The organism is Pseudomonas sp. ML96 (assembly GCF_000761545.1).
Taxonomy (GTDB): Bacteria; Pseudomonadota; Gammaproteobacteria; order Pseudomonadales; family Pseudomonadaceae; genus Aquipseudomonas.
The window spans coordinates 53,633-77,082 of sequence record NZ_JPMY01000009.1 but is presented as its reverse complement, the minus strand read 5'-3'; the positions used below and the strand labels follow the sequence as shown (position 1 = coordinate 77,082).

Below are 23,450 nucleotides of genomic sequence, written 5' to 3'. Positions count from 1 at the left end.
TCTATTTATCGGTCGACGGCAGGAAAACCATAGTCCTGCAGTGTAGCCTTCGACCTCCACCGTCCCATGATGAGGAAATATGTCGCGCATCGAGCTCGAACTGACGCTGCCGGATGACTATCGGGTCACTGACTTGCTGGCTTTCCACCGCCGGGATGCTCAGGCCCTGGCCGAGCGGGTCACGGATGCTGGCCTGGACAAGGGCATTCTCTGGGGCGGGCAGCCGGCCTGCCTGGGCCTGCGCTTCGCCGCCGGCCGAGTGCAGGTGAGCCTGCAGGTGGACGGTGACTCGGGGGCCGATGCGCAGGCGTTGCGTGGGCTGGCCGAGCGCATGTTGGGGCTGACTCAAGCGGTGCAGGCCTTCGAGACCGCTCACGCCGATCACCCGCAGATCGGGAGGTTGCTCCTGACCAATCCTGGCCTGCGGGTGCCGCAGTCGGCCACGCCGTTCGAGGCACTGAGCTGGGCCATCAGCGGCCAGCAGATCAGCCTGCCGGTGGCGATCTCCCTGCGCCGCAAGCTGATCCAGCTGGCGGGCCGGCGTCATTCCAGTGGCCTGCTGTGCTATCCGGATGCGGCCGCAGTGGCGGCGCTGGACGAGGATGCGCTGGGCCAGTCCGGCTTCTCCCAGGCGAAGACCCAGACCCTGCTGCTGCTCAGCCGCGAGATCGAGGCGGGAAGACTACCGCTGGACGCCTGGCTGGAAAGTGAGCCGGCCGAGGCTATCGGCGAGCGCCTGCTGGCGCTGAAGGGCATCGGCCCGTGGACGGTGGACTATGCGTTGCTGCGTGGCTTCGCCCGACTGGATGGCTCGCTGCATGGCGACGCCGCGGTGCGGCGTCAGTTGCAGCGCCTGCTGGGCGTAGAAGAGAAGCTCAGCCAGCCCTTCGTGCGCGACTGGCTGTTGTCCTTCGCGCCCTGGCGGGCGCTAGTGGCGGCTCATCTGTGGGCGATGGCCTGATGAGCCGCCTGGCGCTTAGCGCAGCTGTTGCAGCAGCGCTGGCGTCGGATAGCCATCGGCCGGCAGGCTCAGGCTCTGCTGGAAGGCACGGATGGCGCGGCGGGTGTTGGCGCCGATGATGCCGTCGGCCGGGCCCGGGTTGTAGCCGCGGGCGCTCAGGCCCTCCTGCAGGGCGATGCGCTCGCTGCGGCCCAATGGGCGCTCGTCCTTCGGCCAGCTGGCCAGCAGCGGTCCGGCGCCATCCAGGCGTTGGCCTAGCAGGCCGACGGCCAGGGCGTAGGACGAGGAGTTGTTGTAGCGCAGGATGGCGCCGAAGTTGCGGAACACCAGGAAGGCCGGGCCGCGGTGCCCAGCCGGCAGCAGCAGGTAGCCGGTGTCGTTGGGGTCGACGTTGGTCGGCGTACCTTTCACCCCATAGCCGTACCACTCGCTGTAGGTCTTGCGGATCTCGCTGTCGGCCAGGGCATAGTCGAAGCCGCTGGGCAGGGCCACCTGGATGCCCCAGGCGCGGCCCTTCTGCCAGCCGGAGGCTTGCAGGTAGTGGGCGGCCGAGGCCAGGGCGTCGGCGCTGGAGTTCCAGATATCGCGGCGACCGTCGCCGTCGAAGTCCACCGCGTGGGTCAGATAGGTGGTGGGGATGAACTGGGTCTGGCCCATGGCGCCGGCCCAGGAGCCACGCAGGCCACCGACGCTGATGTCGCCGTTCTGCAGGATCTGCAGGGCGGCCAGCAACTGGTCTTCGGCGAACTGCGGGCGGCGGCCCTCGTAGGCCAGGGTGGCCAGCGAGCGGATCACCGACTGCTCACCCATGAACTGGCCGAAGCTGCTTTCCATGCCCCAGATCGCCACCAGTGTTTCGCGGTCGACACCGTAGCGTTGCTCGATGGCATCCAGGGTCGCGGCATGCTCGGCCAGCAGGGCCTGGCCCTTGCGTACGCGCACCGGCGAGATGGCGCCGTCGAGGTACTCCCACACCGGGCGGGTGAACTCCGGCTGCGCGCCGTCGGCCTTGACCACGCTCAGGTCCGGGGTGATACCGGCGAAGGCCTGGTCGAACAGGGCGGGGGAGACGCCTGCATGCACGGCCTTGAGACGGAAGCGCTGACGCCATTCCTCGAAGCTTTGCGCTGGCTGCTCGTGACTCGCGACTTGCGCGGCGCGCGGCGCGGTCTGCTGCGGCTGGCTGCTGGCGGCGCTGGCGGTCAGCTCGGGAGTGGGGTTCGGGGTTTCGGCGCAGGCGCCGAGGAAGAGGACGGCGCCGGCGAGCAGGCAGCTCAGGCGTCCATTGGCGGAGAGGTGGAACATCGTGCGGTGTCTCGGTCTTGCCAAACAGACCGCGACCTTAACATGTCGGCCGCTTTTCAGGCCGCCATAAAGCAAGAAGCCTCCCAGTTTTGCTGGGAGGCTTCGCGGCGGTAGCTGCCTTTGCCTTTCTTCGGCTGTTCCTGGCGGCTGCGGAACAGGGGCTGGGCGATGATGGACTTGGCCTTGTTCGGCCGCTTGCGGGCTTTGCTGCTCATGTTGATGGTCCTCGCGAGCCCGCGGAATTGCGGGCGGCGCGGACTATGCGCCGCTGTACGAAAATTGTCCAGCGGCTATTCGCTGAGCGCCAGGCGCTGGCCGGCCATCAGCAGGGCCAGGCGGCTCAGGCTGCTCCAGGCGTCGCCGGGAGCCTGGCCCTTGACCTGCGCGTCGATCCGCTGGGCGTCGATCAGCAGCTGGTTCCAGCGCGCCGCCGTATGGCGCTGCAGGGCCTTGCTGATCAGCGGACGGCGCTTGTCCCAGATCGGTGGGCGGGCGCTGGCGAAGGCTTTTTCCAGCGGCACGCCCTGGCTGAACTGCAAGGCCAGGCCGGCCAACTGGCGCAGCTCGCGCGCGAGCATGACGACGATGAACAGCGGCTCCACGCCCTCGCCACGCAGGCCCTCGATCATGCGCAAGGCGTGGCTGGCCTCGCCGTTGAGCACTGCATCGATCAGGCCGAACACGTCATAGCGCGCACTGTCGGCCACCGCTGCCTGCACGGTGCTGGCGTCGATCTGATTGCCTTCGGCGAGCAGCTTGAGCTTCTCGATCTCCTGCGCGGCGGCCAGCAGATTGCCTTCCACGCGCGCGGCGATCAGCTCCACCGCCTCCTGGCTGGCGGCCAGGCCGGCCTGGGACATGCGCTGGCGAATCCAGTTGGGCAGTTGGGCGACCTCGATTGGCCAGATCTGCAGGAACTGGCTGTTCGGCCCGTCGATCAGGGCTTTGGCCCACTTGGTCTTCTGCGTGGCACCGTCGAGCTTGGGCACGCTGATCAGCAGGGTGGTGTCTTCCGGCGGACGAGCCAGGTACTCGAGGATGGCCGCGGTACCCTTGTCGCCGGGCTTGCCGTTGGCGATGCGCAGCTCGATCAGGCGCTTCTCGGCGAACAGCGACAGGCTGGCGCCGGCCTCGTAGAGCAGGCCCCAGTCGAAACTGGCCTCGGCATGGAACACCTGGCGCTCGCTGACACCCTGCGCCCGCGCGGCGCTGCGGATGGCGTCCTCGGCCTCCTGGCACAGCAGCGGCTCATCGCCGCTGACCACGTAGACGGGGGCGAGACCGCCCTGCAGGTGCTTGCCGAGTTGTGCGGGGTTCAGTTTCATTGAGAGCCGAGTTTCATTGGGTGCCGGGCGTCGTCACTTGTGAAAAGGGCCGGTTACCCGGCCCTCTCGTCTTACTGTTTGATCGGCAGTTGGATCGGCGACTGCAGCGGCGCCGACTCCTGCTCGGCGCGGCGTGCTGCGGCTGCAGCTTCCGCTTCGGCCTGGGCGCGGGCTTCGGCCTCCTGCTGCAGTTGCTCCAGCTGGGCCGGGGTCAGCAGTTGCAGGCGCAGGGACATCTGCTGGATCAGCTCGCGGCGCATTTCCTGGCGCAGCTGGGTGGATTCCTGGCCGGAGCCGATCAGGTTGTTGCCGTCGTGTACATACACGCTCTGCACTTCCAGCTTGTCGCTGAGCAGCAGCAGGTTCTTCTCACCACGGATCTCGTAGTCCAGCTGGGTGGTCAGCTCGTACTCGGAGCTGCGCGCGCTGCTGGTGACGCTGGCGGTGCGCTGGGTCTCACTCTCGTTGGCGAGGAACAGGCGGAAGGGCGCGCCGTTGTGCACGTTCACGCCGCTGTTTTCCAGCAGCTGCTTCAGCTGTTTGTAGGTCTCGCCGTAGGCGTTGCGTGCCTGCAGATCCAGTTCCTTGATGGCGAAGTCGTTGTCGCCGGTGCCGCGCAGCTGGAAACCACAGGCGCTGAGCAGGACGGCGAGGCCGATGACCAGCATGTTCCGTTTCATCATTGTTTCTTCCCCTTGAGAGACCCGGCGCCGTGGCGCCGGACTGAATCAGTTGGCGACCGTATTAGTTGGCGACGATGTTGACCAGCTTGCCCGGCACGACGATGACCTTGCGGATGGTCACGCCCTCGGTGAAGCGCTGCACGTTCTCGTTGGCACGGGCGGCGGCTTCGACTTCCTCGCGGGAGGCGGAGGCCGGCACTTCGATCTGGCCGCGCAGCTTGCCGTTGACCTGGATCACCAGGGTCAGGCTGTCCTGCACCAGTGCCGATTCGTCGACCTGCGGCCATTGCGCATCGATGATGGCGCCGGCCTTGCCCAGTTGCTGCCACAGCTCGTGGCAGATGTGCGGAGTGATCGGCGCCAGCAGCAGGGCCACGGCTTCCAGACCTTCCTGCAGCAGGGCGCGATCCTGTGCGTCGGTGCTCGGGGCCTTCTCCAGCACGTTCATCAGGGTCATCACCTGGGCGATGGCGGTGTTGAACTTGTGGTTCTGGCCCACATCGTTGCTGGCCTGCTTGATGGCCAGGTGGATGGCGCGGCGCACGACCTTCTGCTCGTCGGACAGCGCAGCGATATCCAGTGCGCCCGGCAGGCCGGCGCTGACATGGCCGTGGGCCAGGCGCCAGACGCGGCGCAGGAAGCGGTTGGCGCCTTCGATGCCAGCGTCCGACCATTCGCAGCTCATGTCGGGCGGCGAGGCGAACATCATGAACAGGCGGCAGGTATCGGCGCCGTAGGCGTCGATCATGGCCTGCGGGTCCACGCCGTTGTTCTTCGACTTGGACATCTTCTCGGTGCCGCCGATTTCCACCGGCAGGCCGTCGGACTTCAGTTTGGCGCCGATGACCTTGGCCTTGGCGTCGCGCTCGACTTCCACATCGGCCGGGTTGAACCAGTCCTTGCCGCCGTTATCCAGGGTGCGGTAGTAAGTCTCGGCGACCACCATGCCCTGGGTCAGCAGGTTCTTGAACGGCTCGTTCGAGGACACCAGGCCTTCGTCGCGCATCAGCTTGTGGAAGAAGCGCGCGTACAGCAGGTGCAGGATGGCGTGTTCGATACCACCGATGTACTGGTCCACCGGCAGCCAGTGGTTGGCGGCCTGCGGATCGACCATGCCGCCTTCGTAGTTCGGGCTGGCGTAGCGGGCGAAGTACCAGGACGACTCGACGAAGGTGTCCATGGTGTCGGTTTCGCGCTTGGCCGCAGTGCCGCATTTCGGGCAGCTGCACTCGTAGAACTCGGGCATCTTGGCCAGCGGCGAGCCGGCGCCGTCCGGCACCACGTCTTCCGGCAGCACGACCGGCAGCTGGTCTTCCGGCACCGGCACGTCGCCGCAGCTCGGGCAGTGGATGATCGGGATCGGGCAGCCCCAGTAGCGCTGGCGGCTGATGCCCCAGTCGCGCAGGCGGAACTGGGTCTTGCGCGTGCCGTGGGCGCTGGCTTCCAGGTCGGCGACGATGGCGTCGAAGGACTCGATGAAGCCCTTGCCGTCGTACTTGCCGGAATTGATGGTGAGCAGGCCGTCCTTGTCGCCGTACCAGGCTTGCCAGGTGGCGGCGTCGTAGTCCTTGCCCTCGCCGGCGTAGACCTGCTTGATCGGCAGGCCGTACTTGTTGGCGAATTCGAAGTCACGTTCGTCGTGTGCCGGTACGGCCATCACGGCGCCTTCGCCGTAGCCCCACAGCACGTAGTTGGCGACGAACACCGGCAGCTTGTCGCCGGTCAGTGGATGGAGGACGAACTGGCCGGTGGCCACGCCCTTCTTCTCCATGGTGGCCATATCGGCTTCCGCAACCGATCCAGCCTTGCACTCGGCGATGAAGGCGGCCAGCTCGGCGTTGTTCTCGGCGGCGCGCTGAGCCAGCGGGTGCTCGGCGGCCACGGCCACGTAGGTGGCGCCCATCAGGGTGTCGGGGCGGGTCGAGTAGACCTTGAGCTGGCCGTCGATGCCGATGCTGGCGACGTCATAGTCGAAGGCGATGTCGGCGCCGAAGCTCTTGCCGATCCAGTTGCGCTGCATGGTCTTGACCTGCTCGGGCCAGCCCGGCAGCTCGTCCAGGCTGGACAGCAGCTCTTCCGCATAGGCAGTGATGCGGAAGTAGTACATCGGGATTTCACGCTTCTCGACCAGGGCGCCGGAGCGCCAGCCGCGGCCGTCGATGACCTGCTCGTTGGCCAGTACGGTCTGGTCCACCGGGTCCCAGTTGACGGTACCGTTCTTGCGGTAGATCACGCCCTTGGTGAACAGCTGGGTGAACAGCCACTGCTCCCAGCGGTAGTAGTCCGGCTTGCAGGTGGTGACTTCGCGAGTCCAGTCGACCGCCAGGCCCAGGCTTTGCAGCTGGGACTTCATGTAGGCGATGTTCTCGTAGGTCCACTTGGCTGGAGCGACGTTGTTCTTCATCGCCGCGTTCTCGGCCGGCATGCCGAAGGCGTCCCAGCCCATCGGTTGCAGCACGTTCTTGCCCTGCATGCGCTGGTAGCGGGCGATCACGTCACCGATGGTGTAGTTACGCACGTGCCCCATGTGTAGCTTGCCGCTCGGGTAGGGGAACATGGACAGGCAATAGAAGGTGTCCTTGCCCGGCTGTTCACTTACGACAAAGGATTTCTGCTCGTCCCAATGGGATTGGGCGGCGGCTTCGATTTCACGGGGCGAATACTGTTCGTGCATGGGCTTCGGCGCTGGAAAATAGGGCTTGCGAGAAACGCCGTAGCATACATGACCCCCCTCGATTCAGGGAAACCCTGATTACGCCTCGTCGCCCGCCGCGCCGCCGTTTGTCGCAGTATCCGGCCTCGCTGCAGTGCGGCGCTAAGCTTGCCAGAGAGAGGCACGCAGGTAGGTGCCCGGTCGAGGTGATGGATGGCGGAGTTGCGGCGTGAGGAAGCGGGGGGCGGGCTCTATGAGCGGCTGCTGCAGCGCCTCGCCCTGGCCCTGCAGGAGGCCGATACCGCGACCAATCTGCACGATGCCCCGCCAGATGAACTGGAGCTGCGTGGCCTGACTCCGGCCGAGTTGGAGTTGATCCGCGCCTATCTGGATCGGGACCTGCACTGGCTCCGCGGCTGGCATGCTGCTGCCGAGGAACTGGCGGTGATCGAACAGCTGCCGGCCAATGCCGGCAAACCCGCTAGCAAGCTGCCGTCGCGCGTGGTCAACAAGCCCATGCCACGTGGCAAGCCGATGCTCAAGAAACGCCAGCAGCTGTGCTGCGCCCTGTGTGGCGCGGTTGCGCAGATCCAGCGTGGCGAAGGCGTGCAGCCCTGCAGCGCCTGTGGCTCCAAGCTGTTCCGCGCAGGCCAGCCGCGCTAGTCTCTGCGGGCACTGGAGGTGCCCATGGAACTGCGCTTCATCCTCAAGCAACTGATCCTTCCCCCTGGCGGCCTGATGCTGCTGATCCTGCTGGCTTGGCTGTTGTGGGCTTGGGCGGGGCGGCCGCGCCTGGCAGCGTTGTGCCTGACCTTTGGTTTGGGTGGCTTGTGGCTGCTCAGCCTGCCGGTGGTGGTGGAATGGGCCTCACGCCTGATCGAGCGCGAACCGGCGCTGGCCGAGACGCAGTGGGCCGGCTTGGCGCAGCGCGCCGAGGTGATCGTCGTGCTCGGTTCGGGACGCGAGGAGGCCGACCCGGCCTGGGGTAGCGACCAGCCCAGCGTCACCGCTATCGAGCGCCTGCGTTATGCGGCGCGCCTGCAGCGGGCCTCGCAGTTGCCCATCCTGATCAGTGGCGGTCTGCATTACGGCCAACCGCCCAGCGAGGCGGCGCTGATGGCCGAGGCGCTGCAGCGCGATTTCGGCGTGCCGACCCGCTGGCAAGAGGCGCGTAGCCGTAATACCTGGGAGAACGCCCAGTTCAGCGCCGAGCTGCTCAAGGCCGAAGGTATCCGTCGCGTGGTGCTGGTGACCCAGGCGGCGCACATGCCGCGGGCGCGCTGGTGCTTCGAGCGCGCCGGGCTGGAGGTGGTGGTGGCGCCGCTGGGCTTTCTCGGCGTGGCCAACGAGCGCCCGCTGGGCGGCTGGCTGCCAGAGGGCAAGGCCCTGTGGCAGAACACCCGGCTGCTTAACGAGGCGTTCGGCTTGCTGGTCTACCCGCTGCTCTATCGCTGAGTTGGGCCGCCTCAGGCGGCCTGCGCGGCGAGGGCGCGAACCTGGCGGCGGCGAGCGACGAAGGCCCAGCCCAGCAGTGTGATGCACAGTACGACCAATGGCCAGGCGCGCCATTGCAGGTAAGGCGTCAGGCCCTGCATCGGCTGCACTTCACCGTAGAGGATGGCCTGCTGGAACTGCGGGATCTGCACGGCGATGCGGCCCTGCGGGTCGATCAGCGCGGTGACTCCGTTGTTGGTGGCGCGGATCATCCAGCGCCCGGCTTCCAGGGCGCGCATCTGCGCCATCTGCAGGTGCTGCAGCGGGCCGATGGAGGTACCGAACCAGGTGTCGTTGCTCACCGTCAGCAATAGATCGCTCTGTGCGGCCAGGCCGGCGGCGAACTCCGGATACACCACTTCGTAGCAGATGAACGGCGCGATCTTCAGGCCTTTGGCCTGCAACAGGGCCTGGTCGGCCGGGCCGCGGGCGAAGTCGGACATCGGCAGATCGAAGAAGGCGATCAGCCCGCGCAGCAGGTCCTGCAGCGGCACGTATTCGCCGAACGGCACCAGCTTCTGCTTCAGGTAGGTGCCTTCGCCCCAGCCGGTGACGGTGATCGCGTTGTAGTAGCGCTTCTCGCCGCGCTGGTTGATTTGGCGCAGCGGCACGCCAGTGATCAGCGCCGCGTCGCGGTCGGCGGCGACGCGGCCCATGACCTTCAGATAACCCTCGGCGAACTCCTTGAGTACCGGCACGGCGGTCTCCGGCCAGACGATCAGGTCGGCCGGCTGGCTGCTCAGGGTCATGTCGCGGTACAGGGCCAACTGGGCGTCCAGCTGCTGCGGGTCCCACTTCATGTTCTGCTCGACGTTGCCCTGCAGGGCGGCAACCTTGAGCGGCTCGCCCTTGCTTGCGGTCCAGGCATGCTCCTTGAGCGCCAGGCCGGCGATCCAAGGTGTCAGCAGCAGGGCCACGCCGGCTGCCAGTTGCAGCTTGTGCTTGAACAGGCGCGGCAGGTTGACCAGCAGGGCGGCGGATAGCGCCAGGCTCAGGGAGAGCAGCCACATGCCGCCGACCGGCGCCAGGCTGGCCAGCGGCCCATGCAGCTGGCTGTAGCCGGCGTAGAGCCAGGGGAAGCCGGTGAGGAACCAGCCGCGGAAAGCCTCCTGCGCCAGCCACAGGGCGGCGAAGGCCAGTGCGTCGGTCACCGGTGCATCATTGCGGCGCAGCCAGCGCGCCCAGAGCCAGGCTGGCAGGGCGAAGAACAGGGCGATACCGGCGCAGAAGCCAAAGGTGAGGAAGCCGGCCAGGGCCGGCGAGGCGGCACCGTAGTCGTGGATGCTGACGTAGATCCAGCTGGTGCCGGCGAGGAACAGGCCGAGGCCGTAGCACCAGCCGCGCAGCAGCGCCTGGCGCGGGTTCAGCTCACGCAGGCCGAGGTAGAAGATGGCGATGGCCAGCAGGGCTAGCGGCCAGATATCGAAGGGAGCCAGGGCCAGGGTGGTGCAGGCGCCGCCGGCGAGGGCCAGCAGGTTGCCCGGCCAGCCGGGTTGGGTGATCCAGCGCATCATGCGTCCTTGATCGGGAATCAGGCGGGCAAGGGTACTGGAAGGGCGGAAGGCGGGGTAGGGTGCGCGGCGCGCACCCTGTATCGGCGGATGACCGCGGGGCGCCGGGCGCCCCATGAATCAACGCTCCAGCGGAGTCAGGCGCAGCAGGTGTACGCGACGGCTGTCGGCATTGAGTACGCGGAAGCGGTACTCGCCGATCTCGGTCACTTCGTTGCGCTTGGGCAGGTGGCCGAAGGCGTTCATCACCAGGCCGCCGACGGTGTCGAACTCGCTGTCGGAGAACTCGGTGTCGAAGGTCTGGTTGAAGTTCTCGATCGGCGTCAGTGCCTTGATCAGGAAGTCGCCGGACGGCAGCGGCTTGATATAGCTGTCTTCCTCGACGTCATGCTCGTCCTCGATGTCGCCGACGATCTGCTCCAGCACGTCCTCGATGGTCACCAGGCCGGCCACGCCGCCGTATTCGTCGATGACCACCGCCATGTGATTGTGGTTGGCGCGGAACTCGCGCAGCAGCACGTTGAGGCGCTTGGATTCCGGCACGAAGGTGGCCGGGCGCAGCAGCTGCTTGATGTCGAAGGGCTTGTCGCCGTTGATGATCAGCGGCAGCAGGTCCTTGGCCAGGAGGATGCCGATGACTTCGTCGAGGCTCTCGCCGATCACCGGATAGCGCGAGTGCGCGGAGTCGACGATGGCCGGGAGGAATTCGGCCGGGCTCTGGCTGGCCTTGATGCTGATCATCTGCGAGCGCGGCACCATGATGTCGCGCACCTGCAGGTCGGCAACCTGGATGGCGCCCTCGACGATGGTCAGGGCTTCGCTGTCGAGCAGCTTGTTCTGGTGTGCATCGCGCAGGACTTCCAGCAGTTCCTGGCGGTTTCTCGGCTCATGAGCAAAAGCCTGGGTCAGCTTGTTGAACCAGGACTTCTGCTCGTTGCTCGATCGATCTTCGCTCATGGTGAGTCTCGGGGCCTTCTCTGGCAGTTATTCTTCGTCGGCGGCGTAAGGGTCGGGATGACCCAATTCAGCCAGCAATTCCCGTTCCAGTGCTTCCATCTCCTCGGCCTCATCGTCGTCGATGTGGTCATAGCCGAGCAGGTGCAGGCAGCCGTGGATGACCAGGTGGGCCCAGTGGGCCTCGTTGGTCTTGCCCTGTTCGCGGGCTTCGCGCTCGACCACCGGCACGCAGATCACCAGGTCGCCGAGCAGCGGGATATCCAGTAGTTCGTCCGGCACGTCGGCCGGGAAGGACAGTACGTTGGTGGCGTAGTCCTTGTGCCGCCAGGTGTGGTTCAGCTCGCGGCCTTCGGCTTCATCGACCAGGCGGATGGTCATTTCCGAGTCGGCCGTGCGCTGGCGCAGGGCGAGTTCGCACCAGCGGCGCAGTTGCGCTTCGCTGGGCAGATCGGTAGCGCTGGAGGCGTTCTGCAGGTCCAGTTCAAGCATCGCTGCGGCCTTTGCCTTCCTGTCGCTCTTCGAAGCGCTCGTAGGCTTCGACGATGCGCTGCACCAATGGGTGGCGCACCACGTCCTTGGGCTTGAAGTGGGTGAAGCTGATGCCCGGCACGTCCTCCAGCACGTTCATCACGTGGGCCAGGCCGGACTTGGTGCCGCGCGGCAGGTCGACCTGGGTGACGTCGCCGGTGATCACGGCGGTGGAGCCGAAACCGATGCGGGTGAGGAACATCTTCATCTGCTCGAGCGTGGTGTTCTGACTCTCGTCGAGAATGATGAAGCTGTTGTTAAGGGTGCGGCCGCGCATGTAGGCCAGCGGGGCGATCTCGATCACCTGCTTCTCGATCAGCTTGGCCACGGTTTCGAAGCCGAGCATCTCGTATAGCGCGTCATACAGCGGGCGCAGGTAAGGGTCGATCTTCTGCGCCAGGTCGCCGGGGAGGAAGCCGAGTTTTTCACCCGCTTCGACCGCCGGGCGCACCAGCAGGATGCGCCGCACCTGCTCGCGCTCCAGCGCGTCCACCGCGCAGGCCACGGCCAGATAGGTCTTGCCGGTACCGGCCGGGCCGATGCCGAAATTGATGTCGTTGTCGAGGATGGCCTTGACGTAGCGCTGCTGGTTGGCGCCGCGCGGCTTGATCACGCCCTTCTTGGTGCGCAGGGTCACGCCGGCGTCGGCCTTGCCGCTGTCCAGAGCTTCCAGGCCGGACTCCTGCAGGTACAGGTGGACCATCTCCGGCGACAGCTCGGCACTCTTGGTCTCGCGGTACAGGCGGCGCAGCAGGTTCTCGGCGGACTGAGTGTGCTTGCTCGGGCCGACCAGCTCGAACTGGTTGCCGCGATTGCGGATCTCGATGGACAGGCGTTGTTCGATCAGGCGCAGGTGCTCGTCGAATTGCCCGCAGAGGTTGGCGAAGCGGCGTGCTTCGTAGGGTTCGAGGGTGAAGCGATGCGGTTCTATGGAAGCGTTCAATGGGGTCCGGTTGCCGCTGTGCGGCGGGAGTGATGGTCGAAGGATAACCCTAGGCGCCTGAGGGTGAAAGTTCGAGCGCCCGGCAATGGGCTAGCCGTTAGTCGATAAGGGTGCCACGCAGGGAGTTGGGCAGCGCCTCGTAGATTTCCACGTCGACGAACTGGCCGATCAGGCTCGGGTTGTCGCAGCGGAAGTTGACCACGCGGTTGTTCTCGGTGCGACCCTGTAGTTGGCCTGGGTCGCGCTTGGCGTAGTCGGTGACGAGGATGCGTTGGCGAGTGCCGACCATCCGTCGGCTGATCTCGAAGCCCTGCTGGTTGAGGCGGCTGTTCATGATCAGCAGGCGCTGCTTCTTCACTTCGTCCGGGGTGTCGTCGACCAGGTCGGCGGCCGGGGTGCCCGGGCGCGAGCTGTAGATGAAGGAGAAGGAGAAGTCGAAGCCGACGTCCTCGATCAGCTTCATAGTCTGCTCGAAGTCCTTCTCGGTCTCGCCGGGGAAGCCGACGATGAAGTCCGAGCTGATGCAGATGTCCGGCACCGCCGCCTTCAGCTTGCGGATGCGCGACTTGTATTCCAGCGCCGTGTGGTTGCGCTTCATCGCCGCCAGCACGCGGTCCGAGCCGGATTGCACCGGCAGGTGGAGGAACTTCACCAGCTGCGGGATATCGGCGTGGGCCTGGATGATGGCGTCGGAGAATTCCAGCGGGTGGCTGGTGGTGTAGCGGATGCGCTCGATACCGTCGATGGTCGCCACTGCATAGAGCAGGTCAGCGAAGTCGGCGATGTCACCGTCCGGGGTCGCGCCGCGGAAGCCGTTGACGTTCTGCCCGAGCAGGGTGACTTCCTTGACGCCTTTCTCGGCCAGCTGGGTGATCTCCAGCAGCACATCGCCGAGCGGACGGCTGACTTCCTCGCCGCGGGTGTAGGGCACCACGCAGAAGGTGCAGTACTTGCTGCAGCCTTCCATCACCGAGACGAAGGCGCTGGGGCCGTCGACGCGCGGCTCGGGGAGGCGGTCGAACTTCTCGATCTCGGGGAAACTGATGTCGATCTGCGCCTTCTTGGTCGTGCGCGCGGCGTCGATCATCTCCGGCAGACGGTGCAGGGTCTGCGGGCCGAACACCACGTCGACATAGGGCGCGCGGTCGCGGATGGCGGCGCCTTCCTGGCTGGCCACGCAGCCGCCGACGCCGATCACCAGGTTGGGGTTGTCCTGCTTCAGGGCACGCCAGCCGCCGAGCTTGGAAAACACCTTTTCCTGAGCTTTTTCGCGAATCGAGCAGGTATTGAGCAGGATTACGTCGGCTTCCGCCGGGTTCTCCGTGACTTCAAGTGCCTGGTGCTCGCCCAGTAGGTCAACCATGCGCGAGCTGTCGTACTCGTTCATCTGGCAGCCGTGGGTCTCGATATAAAGCTTCTTGGCCATCTGCAATGCGTCGGGGTGTTCGAATGGAACCGCGCATTATAGGGAGCAAGGCGCATGCTTCCTAGGCTTGCCGGCTCGGAGGCTGTGCTAACATCGCGCCCCCGAATTTCAGCCGTCCTCTATTCTCCTATCCATGAGCAAGCGCGAACCCATCTACAAGGTGATTTTCCTCAACCAGGGCCAGGTGTACGAGATGTACGCCAAGCAGATCTACCAGAGCGATCTGTGGGGCTTCCTGGAGGTCGAGGAGTTCGTCTTCGGCGAGCGCACCCAGATGGTCGTCGATCCCAGCGAAGAGAAACTCAAGGCGCAGTTCGAGGGCGTGGTGCGCAGCTTCGTGCCGATGCACTCGATCGTGCGCATCGACGAGGTGGAGCGCCTGGGTACGCCGCAGATCAGCGAGGCCAAGGGTGGCGGCAACGTGATGCCGTTCCCCATGCCGATGCCGGAGAAGTAAACCTCAGTTGGGCGCGAAGGCCGGCACCTGCGGGCTGATGCCGGAGCCTGGCAGGCTCGGCGTCGGGCTGTAGCCAGAGCCAGAAGGGCTGGTATCGATGTTCTGCAGCTCCAGCAGGTAGCTGCGGAATATCTGCCCAAGCACCTGGCTGGCGACCTGCAACTCTTCCCGACCCATGCGTTCGGCCACCTGGTCGGCGCTGTCCATGGCCTCGTCCGAGCCATTCACTGCCGCCATCTTCAGCACGATATAGGCCTGCACGTTGTTGGCCTGCACGCCTTCGCCCTGAGAGAACATGTTGCCCAGGCGCAACTGGGCCTGGGCATTGCCTTGCAGCGAAGCCTGTTCGAACCAGTGCAGGGCCTGGGGCAGGTCGCGCGGGGCGCGCTGGCCGTCGTAGAAGAATTCGCCGAGTTCGTACTGGGCCTGGGCGTCGCCCTGCTGGGCCAGGCCCTGGCAGGTGCTCACGGCCTGGGGCAGGTCTTCGGGAGCCAAGTTCAGCGAGCAACGGCCTTCGGCCGGCACCAGCAACGAGTTGTCGCCTGCGTGGGCCAGCAGGGGAGAAGCGAGCAACAGGCAACCGAAGAACAGGTTGCGGCCGGTGCGGTTCATGGAAATCGGAACGCCTCGCGGAACGGGTCGGGCCTCATGCCCAGCCGGCTGAATGCGCCGGCCATCACATTATGTGATAAGCCGGTGCGTCCTTACAAAGTCTTTACCGGGATTTCCTCGCGCACCGGTGCGCGCAGCACCATGAGCAGCCAGGCCAGCAGCGGGTAGGCCGGGGTCAGCAGGGCGTGGAACAGGTCGACGCGGCGTAACGGGCCGATAAAGCCTTCGGTGCCCACGGCCAGGCCAGCGACCAGGAACAGTCCCACCACGCCGATGGCCTGCAGGCCCGGGCGCAGCTGCGGCCAGCGGCTCAGACCGGCGTAGAGAATCAGCAGCAGAGTGGCCAGGTTGAGCAGCAGGCGATAGTGCTGATCCACGCCCAGCACGCGTGCGCCGATGAACAGGCCGACCAGCACCAGCAGCCACACCGTCCAGATCGAGCGGGTCCAGGCCAGGCCGCGGGACAGCGCGAAGGCGGCCAGACCCAGCAGCGGCAGACCGAGGGCGGCGCTGAGCTGGGTGAAGGAGCGGTGCTTGTCGATCCAGCTCGGGTCCAGGCCGTAACGCACCGCGCCGCACAGCGCCGCCGTGGCGGTCAGGCCGAAGCCCAGCAGCAGGGCGCGCAGCACCGGCTGGCCGCGGAAGGCCGGGCGCAGCCAGAACAGGCTGGCCAGACAGGCCAGGGCCAGAATTCCATCGCTAATCGCGGTGCTGTACTGCATCACTTGAGTCTGGCGAAGGCGCGCTCGGCGGCGGCGAAGGTGATTTCCAGTTCCTTGTCGCCGTGGGCGATGGAGGTGAAGCCGGCCTCAAAGGCGCTCGGAGCCAGGTACACGCCGCCTTCCAGCATCAGGTGGAAGAACTTGTTGAAGCGCGCTGCGTCGCTGGCCATCACGTCATTGAAGGTGACGATGTCGTCGGCGCCGCTGAAGTACAGGCCGAACATGGCGCCTGCCTGGGTGGTGACGAAGGGGATGCCGGCGGCATCGGCGCGTTCCTGCAGGCCGGCCAGCATGCGGCTGGTGAACTCGGACAGCTCGGCGTGGAAGCCCGGACGGCTGATCAGCTTGAGGGTGGTCAGGCCGGCGGCCATGGCCAGCGGGTTACCGGACAGGGTGCCGGCCTGGTAGACCGGGCCGAGCGGGGCGATGCATTCCATGATGGCGCGCTTGCCGCCGAAGCAGCCGACCGGCATGCCGCCGCCGACGATCTTGCCGAAGGTCGACAGGTCCGGCGTCACGCCGTAGTGAGCCTGGGCGCCGCCGAGGGCGACGCGGAAGCCGGTCATCACCTCGTCGAAGATCAGCACCACGCCGTGCTTGTCGCATTGCTCGCGCAGGCCTTCGAGGAAGCCCGGCGCCGGCGGCACGCAGTTCATGTTGCCGGCCACCGGCTCGACGATGATGCAGGCGACGGTCTGGCCGACTTCGGCCAGGCACTTCTCGACGGCGGCCAGGTCGTTGTAGGGCAGGGTCAGGGTGTGTTTGGCGAAGTCCGCCGGCACGCCGGCCGAGCTCGGTACGCCCTGGGTCAGCAGACCGGAGCCGGCCTTCACCAGCAGGCTGTCGGAGTGGCCGTGGTAGCAACCCTCGAACTTGATGATCGCGTCGCGGCCGGTGTAGCCACGGGCCAGGCGGATGGCGCTCATGGTCGCCTCGGTGCCGGAGCTGACCATGCGCACCAGTTCCATGGACGGCACGATGGAGCAGACCAGCTCGGCCATCTCCACTTCCAGCGCGGTCGGCGCGCCGTAGGACAGACCGTGTTCCAGCTGCTTGCGTACCGCATCCAGCACCTGTGGGTGGGCGTGGCCGAGGATCATCGGGCCCCAGGAGCCGACGTAGTCGACATAGCGCTTGTCGTCCTCGTCGATCACATAGGCGCCTTCGGCGTGCTTGAAGAACAGCGGGGTGCCGCCGACGCTGCGGAAGGCGCGCACCGGCGAGTTGACGCCGCCGGGGATGTGTTTCTGGGCGCTGGCGAAGAGTTGTTCGGAACGGGACATGGCGGTCTCTCTGAATCAGGAATTGGCGAACAGCGCGCTGAAGGCGCGGGCGCGGGCCTCCACCTCGGTGGCGGAGAGCGCGGAGAACAGGGCGTGGATCACCGCCAGCAGGTCGGCGCCACGGGCAATCAGCTCGGCGCCGTTGTCCAGGCTGACGCCGCCGATGGCGGTGATCGGCAGGCTGAAGCGGGCACTGGCCTGCTCCAGCAGCTCCGGCGTGGCACTCGGCGCGCCGGGCTTGGTTTGCGAGCTGAAGAAGCGGCCGAAGGCGATGTAGCTGGCACCTTCGCGGGCGGCCTGTTCGGCTAGCTCCAGGCTGGCGTGGCAGGTGGCGCCGATGATCGCTTGGCGACCGAGCAGGGCGCGGGCGGCGGCCAGTGAGCCGTCACCCTGGCCCAGGTGCACGCCGACGCCGAGCTTGGCGGCCAGTTCGGCGTCGTCGTTGATCAGCAGGCTGGCGCCGTGGCGCGCGCACAGCTCGGCCAGCTGCGAGGCCTCGCGCAGGCGGCGGGCCTGGTCGTCGGACTTGTCGCGGTACTGCAGCAGGCGGGCGCCGCCCTTCAGCGCCGCTTCCACGTAGGGCAGCAGCTTGCCGCCTTGCAGCAACTGGCTGTCGGTGATGGCATACAGACCGCGCAGTGCAGTGCTCACGAACAGAAGTCCAATGGCAGGCGACGCGGTACGTACTGGCCGCGGCCGGGCTGCTCGGCATCACGCAGGGTGCGCCAGGTGTAGTCGAGGGCTGAGCGCACGGCACTGGCGGTATCCTCGCCCAGTGCCAGGCGGCCGGCCAGGGTGCTGGCCAGGGTGCAGCCGGAGCCGTGGTAGCTGCCCGGCAGGCGTGCGCAGGTGAAGGTGTGGCATTCGCCGTCGCGCACGTAGAGGCGGTTGTGTACCTCGGCCTCGTCGCCGTGGCCGCCGGTGATCAGCAGGTGCTGGCAGAAGGGCGCGAGCTTGGCCGCGCATTCATCGGCGCTGCCTTCCGGCAGTTCGGCGAGGATGCGTGCCTCGGGCAGGTTCGGCGTGGCCACTGCGGCGATCGGCAGCAGGCGCTCGCGCATGGCGTAGCCGACATCTTCCTTGCCCAGCGAACCGCCGCCGCCGGCGCGCAGCACCGGGTCGCAGACCAGCGGCACGCCAGGCAGGCGCTGCATGATCTCGACCACGGTGTCGACCATCTCCACCGAGCCGAGCATGCCCAGCTTGACGGCGGCCACTGGCAGGTCGCTGATGATGGCGTCGACCTGGGCCAGGACCCAGGCGCGATCCAGCACGCGGAAGTCGGAGACGTTCACCGTGTCCTGCACGGTCAGCGCGGTAACCGCCGGAGCGGCGTGGCAGCCCTGGGCGAGCAGGGCTTCGATGTCCGCCTGCAGGCCGGCACCACCGGATGGATCGTGGCCGGACAAGCAGAGGACGACGGGGCGGGAGTTGTGTCTGTTCATGGCCGGCGAGCTTACCACCTGGCGGCGAAGTGGCCCAATCGATGTATACAACTTGGCCGGATAGACGGATTCCTCGTTACTGGCCCTGTGCTAGAGTGCCGCTCATACCAACCAGAAGGATTCTGTGTGCCGTCCCCAGTGGAGAAGAGGGCTCCCGGACGGCTGCACGCGAATCTATGCGGGGCTGCATGCGTGTCTTTCTATTCCTGATGCTGTTCGTCGTGGGCGGGCTGGCGCACGCCGTCACCTTCGACGAGCAGACCCGCTACCTCACGCTCGGCCCGCAGATGCAGGTGTTCGAGGACGTGCGCGGTGATGCGACCATCGAGCAGGTCAGCTCGGCGGCGCTGGATGGCAGCTTCCGCGTCAATGGCAAGCCGGTACTCAACGCCGGCTATTCGCGCTCGGTGTTCTGGCTGCGTGTCGACCTGGACTATCAATCGAGCAATGCGGCGGCCAAGCACTGGCTGCTGGAGCTGGCCTACCCGCCGCTCGACAAGCTGGACCTGTACCTGCCGGATGGCGCTGGCGGTTATCGCCTGGCGGTACGTACCGGCGACTCGCTGCCCTTCTCCAGCCGGCAGATCAAACAGAACAACTACCTGTTCGACCTCGAATTGACGCCGGGCCAACCCCAGCGTGTCTACCTGCGCGCGCAGAGCCAGGGCTCGATGCAAATGCCCCTGGGCCTGTGGGCGCCGGATGCCTTCATCGAGGCGCAGCCGGCGCGCATTTATACCCTCGGGGTGATCTACGGCATCCTGCTGGTGATGCTGATCTACAACCTGTTCATCTTCATCGCCGTTCGCGACACCAGCTACCTCTACTACATCCTCTATATCGGCTCGTTCGGTCTGTACCAGATATCGGTGAACGGTGCCGGCATCCAGTATTTCTGGCCGGACAGTCCCTGGTGGGCCAACGCCTCCACGCCCTTCCTGATCGGCTCGGCGGCGCTGTTCGGTTGCCAGTTCGCGCGCAGCTTCCTGCACACCGTGGAGCACAGCCTGTGGGTCGATCGCCTGCTGCGCCTGCTGATGGCCACGGGCTTGCTGGTGATGGTGCTGGCGCTGACCACCAGCTACGCCACCGCGCTGCGCCTGGCCACCTACCTGGCCCTGGCCTTCACCGTGGTGATCTTCGCCGCCGGCATACTGGCCTGGCTGCGCGGCATGCGCGTGGCGCGCTACTTCATCTTTGCCTGGACCGCCTTCCTCGCCGGCGGAGTGATCAACACCCTGATGGTGCTGGGCTTCCTGCCCTACACCTACCTCACCATGTACGCCAGCCAGTTCGGCTCGGCGCTGGAAGTGGGCCTGCTGTCGCTGGCCCTGGCCGACCGCATCAACGCGATGAAGGAGGAGCGCACGCGCATCCTCCAGCAGGCCGGGCGCGAGCTGGAAGTGCTCAACTCCGAACTGGCCGACAGCAACCGGCTCAAGGACGAATTCCTCGCCACCGTCACCCACGAGCTGCGCACGCCGATGAACGGGGTGATCGGTTCCCTGGAGCTGATGCAGACGGTGAAGATGGACGTCGAACTGGAGCAGTACCAGCGCACCGCCGCCAGCTCGGCGCGCGACATGATGCGCATGGTCAACGACATCCTCTCCCTCACCGAACTGCAGGCTGGCAAGCTCTACCCGCGCCGCGAGCCGTTCAGCCTGCGCGGCCTGGTCGACGGCCTGCGCGCCCAGTACGGCGGCCGCGCCGCCGACAAGGGCCTGAGTTTCCGCGTCGAACTGGAAGACAGCCTGCCGGATACCCTGGAAGGCGACGCCGCCAAGCTGACCCAAGCCATGGGCTATCTGTTGGACAACGCCATCAAGTTCACTCACCAGGGCGGTGTGGTGCTGCGCGTGGCCGCCGCCGGGCCGCTGGCCGGCAGCATGCCGCTGCGCCTGGAAGTGCAGGACAGCGGCATCGGCTTCGTTACCCCGGAGGACGGCAAGCTCTATCAGCGCTTCCGCCAACTGGATGGCTCCATGACCCGCCAGTACGGCGGCCTGGGCATCGGCCTGGCGATCTGCCGGCAACTGGTGGACCTGCTCGGTGGCAGCCTGCAGCACCAGTCGCAGCCGGGGCAGGGCAGCGCCTTCGCGATCAGCCTGGCGCTCGACCTGCCGGTGCAGCACCCGAGTGTCGCGCCTGCCGCGCGCCGCAGTGGTGGCGCGCCGCGCCGGCATGCCGAGCAATGCACCGTGCTGATCGTCGAGGACAACGCGATCAACCAGCTGGTGACCCGCGGCATGCTGCTCAAGCTCGGCTACCGCGTGCGTACTGCCGACAACGGCGCCGAGGCCCTGGAAGTGCTGCGCAACGAGCCGATCGACGCGGTACTGCTGGACTGCCAGATGCCGGTGATGGACGGCTTCGCCACCTGCCGTGCGCTGCGTCAGCTGCCCGGTTGCGGCGAGACGCCGGTGCTGGCCATCACCGCCCACAGCCACAGCGGCGATCGCGAGCGCTGCCTGGCCGCCGGCATGAGCGACTACCTGGCCAAGCCGGTGAAGTTCCTCGAGCTACAGACCCTGCTGCACGACTGGGTGCTGTGTCGCAGCGCCAACGCCTGAGAATCTGTCCTTGATCTCCTGGCTCGCGGCCATGCGGCGTTAAAACCGCCCTCGGAATGCTCATTTACCACTTGTAAACTGCGCTTCCTCGGCCGTTTTTGCCTTGCCTGGCTCTAATCCAGAAGATCGTGAACAGATTCTGAGACCGTTTTGACATTGATCTGGCCGGTTTTTGGCCGAAACGTCATTTTCGCCAAGAAGTGAATCGTGATTCACTGAGCTGAATTCATGAACACGGATTCAGCTCATGGCCTATCGCACCACCACCGCCCGTCTCGATCGCGCCCAGGAATTGCGCGATCGCATTCTCGCCTGCGCCCACGCCCGGGTCGCCGAAGGCGGCTTCGCCAGCCTGACCATGCAGGCCCTCGCCGAGGACGCCGGCATCGCCACCGGCAGCCTGTACCGCCACTTCAGCGGCAAGGGCGAGCTGGCGGCCGAGGTGTTCAGCAGCGCCTGCCGCATCGAGGTCGATGCCCTCGCCGCGATCCTTGGCGGCCCCGGTAGCGCCACCCAGCGCCTGGCCGCCGGTCTCGAGCAGTTCGCCGCGCGCGCCTGGCACAGCCGGCGCCTGGCCTTCGCCCTGATCGCCGAGCCGGTGGACCCGGAGGTGGACGAGCAGCGTCTGCTGTTCCGTGAGGCCTATGCCGAGCTGTTCGTCGACCTGCTCGAAGAGGGCGTGCGCAGCGGTGAATTCCGCGTGCCGCAGGTCAGCCTGGTGGCGGCCTGCCTGGTAGGCGCCATCGCCGAGGCCCTGGTCGGCCCGCTTTCCCCGCCGGCCCGTGCGGCCCGTGATGCCGGCCTGCCGGTGGTGGACCTGGATACCGTCAGCCAAACCCTGATCACCTTCTGCCTGCGCGCCGTCGGCGCCTCGGAGTCCTGAGATGTCCCTGCAGCAATTCGCCGAAACCCACGAAGTGTTCAACCAGGTGCCGTCGCTGGACGGCGCCAACCTGTACCGCCTCGACCTGCCGCTGCAGGAGTGGAATCGCCGCTTCGGCGGCGGCTGGGCCGAAGACCGCCTCAACAGCTACGGCGCCCTGGCTGGCGGGACGCTGATGCAGGCCGGCTTCCTGGCCAACGAGAACAAGCCGGTGTTCAAGAGCCATGATCGCTACGGCAATCGCGTCGACCTGGTCGAGTTCCACCCGGCCTATCATGAGCTGATGCGCACGGCCATCGAGCACGGCATTCCGTCGCTGCCCTGGACCGACCCGCGCGAGGGCGCCCAGGTGGCCCGCGCCGCGCTCAACTATATGCACAACCAGGCCGAGGCGGGTAACGCCTGCCCGCTGACCATGACCTACGCCGCCGTGCCGGCGCTGCGCCTGCAGCCCAACCTGGCCGAGATCTGGGTGCCGAAGATCCTCGCTACCGAGTACGACCCGCGCAACGTCGGCATCGAGCAGAAGGCCGGCGTCACCATCGGCATGGCCATGACCGAGAAGCAGGGCGGCACCGACGTGCGTGCCAACACCACCCGTGCCTACCCGGTGGGTCTCGGCGGCCCCGGCGAGGCCTACGAACTGGTCGGCCACAAGTGGTTCTGCTCGGCGCCGATGTGCGACGCCTTCCTCACCCTGGCGCAGACCGACAAGGGCCTGTCCTGCTTCCTGCTGCCGCGCCACCGCCCGGACGGCACCCGCAACCAGTTCTATATCCAGCGCCTGAAGAACAAACTGGGCAACTGGGCCAACGCCTCCAGCGAGGTGGAATACCGTGGCGCCCTGGCCTGGATGGTCGGTGAGGAGGGCCGCGGCGTGCCGACCATCATCGAGATGGTCTCGCTGACCCGCTTCGACTGCATGATCGGCTCCAGCAGCCTGATGCGTCAGGCCCTGACCCAGGCCGCGCATCACTGCGCGCACCGCAAGGTCGGCGGCCGCGTGCTGGCCGAACAGCCGCTGATGCAGAACGTGCTGGCCGACCTGGCGCTGGAGAGCGAGGCCGCCCTGGCCCTGACCCTGCGCATGGGCAAGGCCCTGGACAACTCGCACATTGATCAGGAGGACAAGTTCGCCCGCCTGGTCACTGCCATCGGCAAGTACTGGATCTGCAAACGTGCCCCGGCAATGATCAACGAGGCGCAGGAGTGCATGGGCGGCGCCGGCTATGTCGAGGAAACCATCCTGCCGCGGCTGTACCGCGAGGCGCCGGTCAACTCGATCTGGGAAGGCTCGGGTAACGTGCAGTGCCTGGACGTGCTGCGCGCCCTGTCCAAGGAGGCCGGCGTGCTCGATGCACTGTTCGCCGAGTTGGGCGACGGTCACGGCGATGCGCGCCTGAAGGCGCATATCCAGCAGCTGCAGGCGGACTTCCGCGATACCGGCGACATCCAGTACCGCGCCCGCCAGCTGACCGAGGATGTGGCCGTGGCCCTGCAGGCCAAGCTGCTGCTGGAGGCCGGCAATGCCACCGTCTCCGACGCCTTTATCGCCAGTCGCCTGGGTGGCCATGGCCGCGTCTACGGCACCCTGCCGCGCGGCGCCGATGTCGAGGCGTTGGTCGCTCGCAGCACGCCTCACTTGGTCTGACCGTGCAATGCCCCGCGGCCATTCCGGTCGCGGGCGTC

At 66.6% G+C, this 23,450-nt stretch carries 22 protein-coding genes; 7 read left to right on the top strand and 15 right to left on the bottom strand.

Going from position 1 to position 23,450, the window contains the following annotated elements; genetic code table 11:
• Nucleotides 1–79 precede the first annotated feature (79 nt).
• Complete coding sequence (locus IP89_RS06015; protein ID WP_043308372.1) at nucleotides 80–961, top strand: DNA-3-methyladenine glycosylase; 882 nt, start codon at nucleotides 80–82, stop codon at nucleotides 959–961.
• 15 nt (nucleotides 962–976) lie between these two features.
• Here IP89_RS06015 and IP89_RS06010 read toward each other — a convergent pair whose 3' ends face one another.
• The 5 genes from IP89_RS06010 to leuS form a co-directional block, all read right to left on the bottom strand.
• Nucleotides 977–2,266: a lytic murein transglycosylase gene (locus IP89_RS06010; protein WP_043308371.1), complete on the bottom strand. Its 1,290-nt coding sequence runs from the start codon at nucleotides 2,264–2,266 to the stop codon at nucleotides 977–979.
• A gap of 56 nt (nucleotides 2,267–2,322) precedes the next feature.
• Nucleotides 2,323–2,481: an alternative ribosome rescue factor ArfA gene (gene arfA, locus IP89_RS06005; RefSeq protein WP_043308370.1), complete on the bottom strand. Its 159-nt coding sequence runs from the start codon at nucleotides 2,479–2,481 to the stop codon at nucleotides 2,323–2,325.
• 75 nt (nucleotides 2,482–2,556) lie between these two features.
• Nucleotides 2,557–3,591, bottom strand: coding sequence for a DNA polymerase III subunit delta (gene holA, locus IP89_RS06000; RefSeq protein WP_043308369.1), 1,035 nt, complete (start codon nucleotides 3,589–3,591; stop codon nucleotides 2,557–2,559).
• Nucleotides 3,592–3,662: 71 nt separating this feature from the next.
• Entirely contained in the window at nucleotides 3,663–4,274 is a 612-nt protein-coding gene (gene lptE / locus IP89_RS05995; protein WP_043308368.1) for an LPS assembly lipoprotein LptE, read from the bottom strand.
• 61 nt (nucleotides 4,275–4,335) lie between these two features.
• Complete coding sequence (gene leuS, locus IP89_RS05990; RefSeq protein ID WP_043308367.1) at nucleotides 4,336–6,948, bottom strand: leucine--tRNA ligase; 2,613 nt, start codon at nucleotides 6,946–6,948, stop codon at nucleotides 4,336–4,338.
• Nucleotides 6,949–7,140: 192 nt separating this feature from the next.
• Between leuS and IP89_RS05985 the strand changes: the two genes are divergently transcribed.
• Together IP89_RS05985 and IP89_RS05980 are read left to right on the top strand one after the other, a co-directional pair.
• Nucleotides 7,141–7,590 (top strand): hypothetical protein, encoded by a 450-nt coding sequence (locus tag IP89_RS05985; RefSeq protein ID WP_043308366.1) that lies wholly within the window; start codon nucleotides 7,141–7,143, stop codon nucleotides 7,588–7,590.
• A gap of 24 nt (nucleotides 7,591–7,614) precedes the next feature.
• Nucleotides 7,615–8,382, top strand: a complete 768-nt coding sequence (locus IP89_RS05980; protein ID WP_043308365.1) for a YdcF family protein — start codon at nucleotides 7,615–7,617, stop codon at nucleotides 8,380–8,382.
• Between the two features lie 11 nt (nucleotides 8,383–8,393).
• On the opposite strand, the gene lnt is transcribed toward IP89_RS05980, so the two are convergent.
• The 5 genes from lnt to miaB form a co-directional block, all read right to left on the bottom strand.
• Complete coding sequence (lnt, locus tag IP89_RS05975; RefSeq protein ID WP_043308364.1) at nucleotides 8,394–9,932, bottom strand: apolipoprotein N-acyltransferase; 1,539 nt, start codon at nucleotides 9,930–9,932, stop codon at nucleotides 8,394–8,396.
• A 120-nt stretch (nucleotides 9,933–10,052) separates the two neighbouring features.
• Nucleotides 10,053–10,889, bottom strand: a complete 837-nt coding sequence (locus IP89_RS05970) for an HlyC/CorC family transporter (RefSeq protein ID WP_043308363.1) — start codon at nucleotides 10,887–10,889, stop codon at nucleotides 10,053–10,055.
• A 27-nt stretch (nucleotides 10,890–10,916) separates the two neighbouring features.
• Nucleotides 10,917–11,378, bottom strand: coding sequence for an rRNA maturation RNase YbeY (gene ybeY, locus IP89_RS05965; protein ID WP_043308362.1), 462 nt, complete (start codon nucleotides 11,376–11,378; stop codon nucleotides 10,917–10,919).
• On the bottom strand, nucleotides 11,371–12,360 hold the full coding sequence (locus tag IP89_RS05960) for a PhoH family protein (protein WP_043308361.1): 990 nt from the start codon (nucleotides 12,358–12,360) through the stop codon (nucleotides 11,371–11,373). The genes ybeY and IP89_RS05960 overlap by 8 nt, the downstream gene beginning before the upstream one ends.
• Before the next feature lie 97 nt (nucleotides 12,361–12,457).
• The gene (miaB, locus tag IP89_RS05955) at nucleotides 12,458–13,786 is read right to left on the bottom strand and encodes a tRNA (N6-isopentenyl adenosine(37)-C2)-methylthiotransferase MiaB (protein ID WP_043308360.1); all 1,329 of its coding nucleotides are present in this window, start codon (nucleotides 13,784–13,786) and stop codon (nucleotides 12,458–12,460) included.
• 133 nt (nucleotides 13,787–13,919) lie between these two features.
• Here miaB and IP89_RS05950 point away from each other — a divergent pair, with 133 nt between their 5' ends.
• Nucleotides 13,920–14,243, top strand: a complete 324-nt coding sequence (locus tag IP89_RS05950; protein ID WP_043308359.1) for a DUF1820 family protein — start codon at nucleotides 13,920–13,922, stop codon at nucleotides 14,241–14,243.
• 3 nt (nucleotides 14,244–14,246) lie between these two features.
• Here the strand turns inward: IP89_RS05950 and IP89_RS05945 are convergent, their stop codons facing one another.
• From IP89_RS05945 to IP89_RS05925, 5 genes are all read right to left on the bottom strand, one after another.
• Complete coding sequence (locus tag IP89_RS05945; protein ID WP_052080979.1) at nucleotides 14,247–14,855, bottom strand: tetratricopeptide repeat protein; 609 nt, start codon at nucleotides 14,853–14,855, stop codon at nucleotides 14,247–14,249.
• Between the two features lie 92 nt (nucleotides 14,856–14,947).
• Nucleotides 14,948–15,577, bottom strand: a complete 630-nt coding sequence (locus IP89_RS05940; protein ID WP_052080978.1) for a hypothetical protein — start codon at nucleotides 15,575–15,577, stop codon at nucleotides 14,948–14,950.
• Complete coding sequence (gene hemL, locus IP89_RS05935; RefSeq protein WP_043308358.1) at nucleotides 15,577–16,860, bottom strand: glutamate-1-semialdehyde 2,1-aminomutase; 1,284 nt, start codon at nucleotides 16,858–16,860, stop codon at nucleotides 15,577–15,579. Before hemL ends, IP89_RS05940 begins: the two co-directional genes overlap by 1 nt.
• A 15-nt stretch (nucleotides 16,861–16,875) precedes the next feature.
• On the bottom strand, nucleotides 16,876–17,499 hold the full coding sequence (gene thiE, locus IP89_RS05930; protein ID WP_256203113.1) for a thiamine phosphate synthase: 624 nt from the start codon (nucleotides 17,497–17,499) through the stop codon (nucleotides 16,876–16,878).
• Nucleotides 17,500–17,507: 8 nt separating this feature from the next.
• Entirely contained in the window at nucleotides 17,508–18,305 is a 798-nt protein-coding gene (locus tag IP89_RS05925) for a hydroxymethylpyrimidine/phosphomethylpyrimidine kinase (RefSeq protein ID WP_043308356.1), read from the bottom strand.
• Between the two features lie 188 nt (nucleotides 18,306–18,493).
• On the opposite strand from IP89_RS05925, the gene IP89_RS05920 reads away from it, so the two are divergent.
• From IP89_RS05920 to IP89_RS05910, 3 genes are all read left to right on the top strand, one after another.
• Nucleotides 18,494–20,878, top strand: coding sequence for a hybrid sensor histidine kinase/response regulator (locus IP89_RS05920; protein ID WP_043308523.1), 2,385 nt, complete (start codon nucleotides 18,494–18,496; stop codon nucleotides 20,876–20,878).
• A 247-nt stretch (nucleotides 20,879–21,125) separates the two neighbouring features.
• The gene (locus IP89_RS05915; protein WP_043308355.1) at nucleotides 21,126–21,761 is read left to right on the top strand and encodes a TetR/AcrR family transcriptional regulator; all 636 of its coding nucleotides are present in this window, start codon (nucleotides 21,126–21,128) and stop codon (nucleotides 21,759–21,761) included.
• Nucleotide 21,762: 1 nt separating this feature from the next.
• Nucleotides 21,763–23,412 carry an acyl-CoA dehydrogenase family protein gene (locus IP89_RS05910; RefSeq protein WP_043308354.1) on the top strand — a complete coding sequence of 550 codons (1,650 nt, stop codon included), beginning with the start codon at nucleotides 21,763–21,765 and terminating at the stop codon, nucleotides 23,410–23,412.
• Nucleotides 23,413–23,450 lie beyond the last annotated feature (38 nt).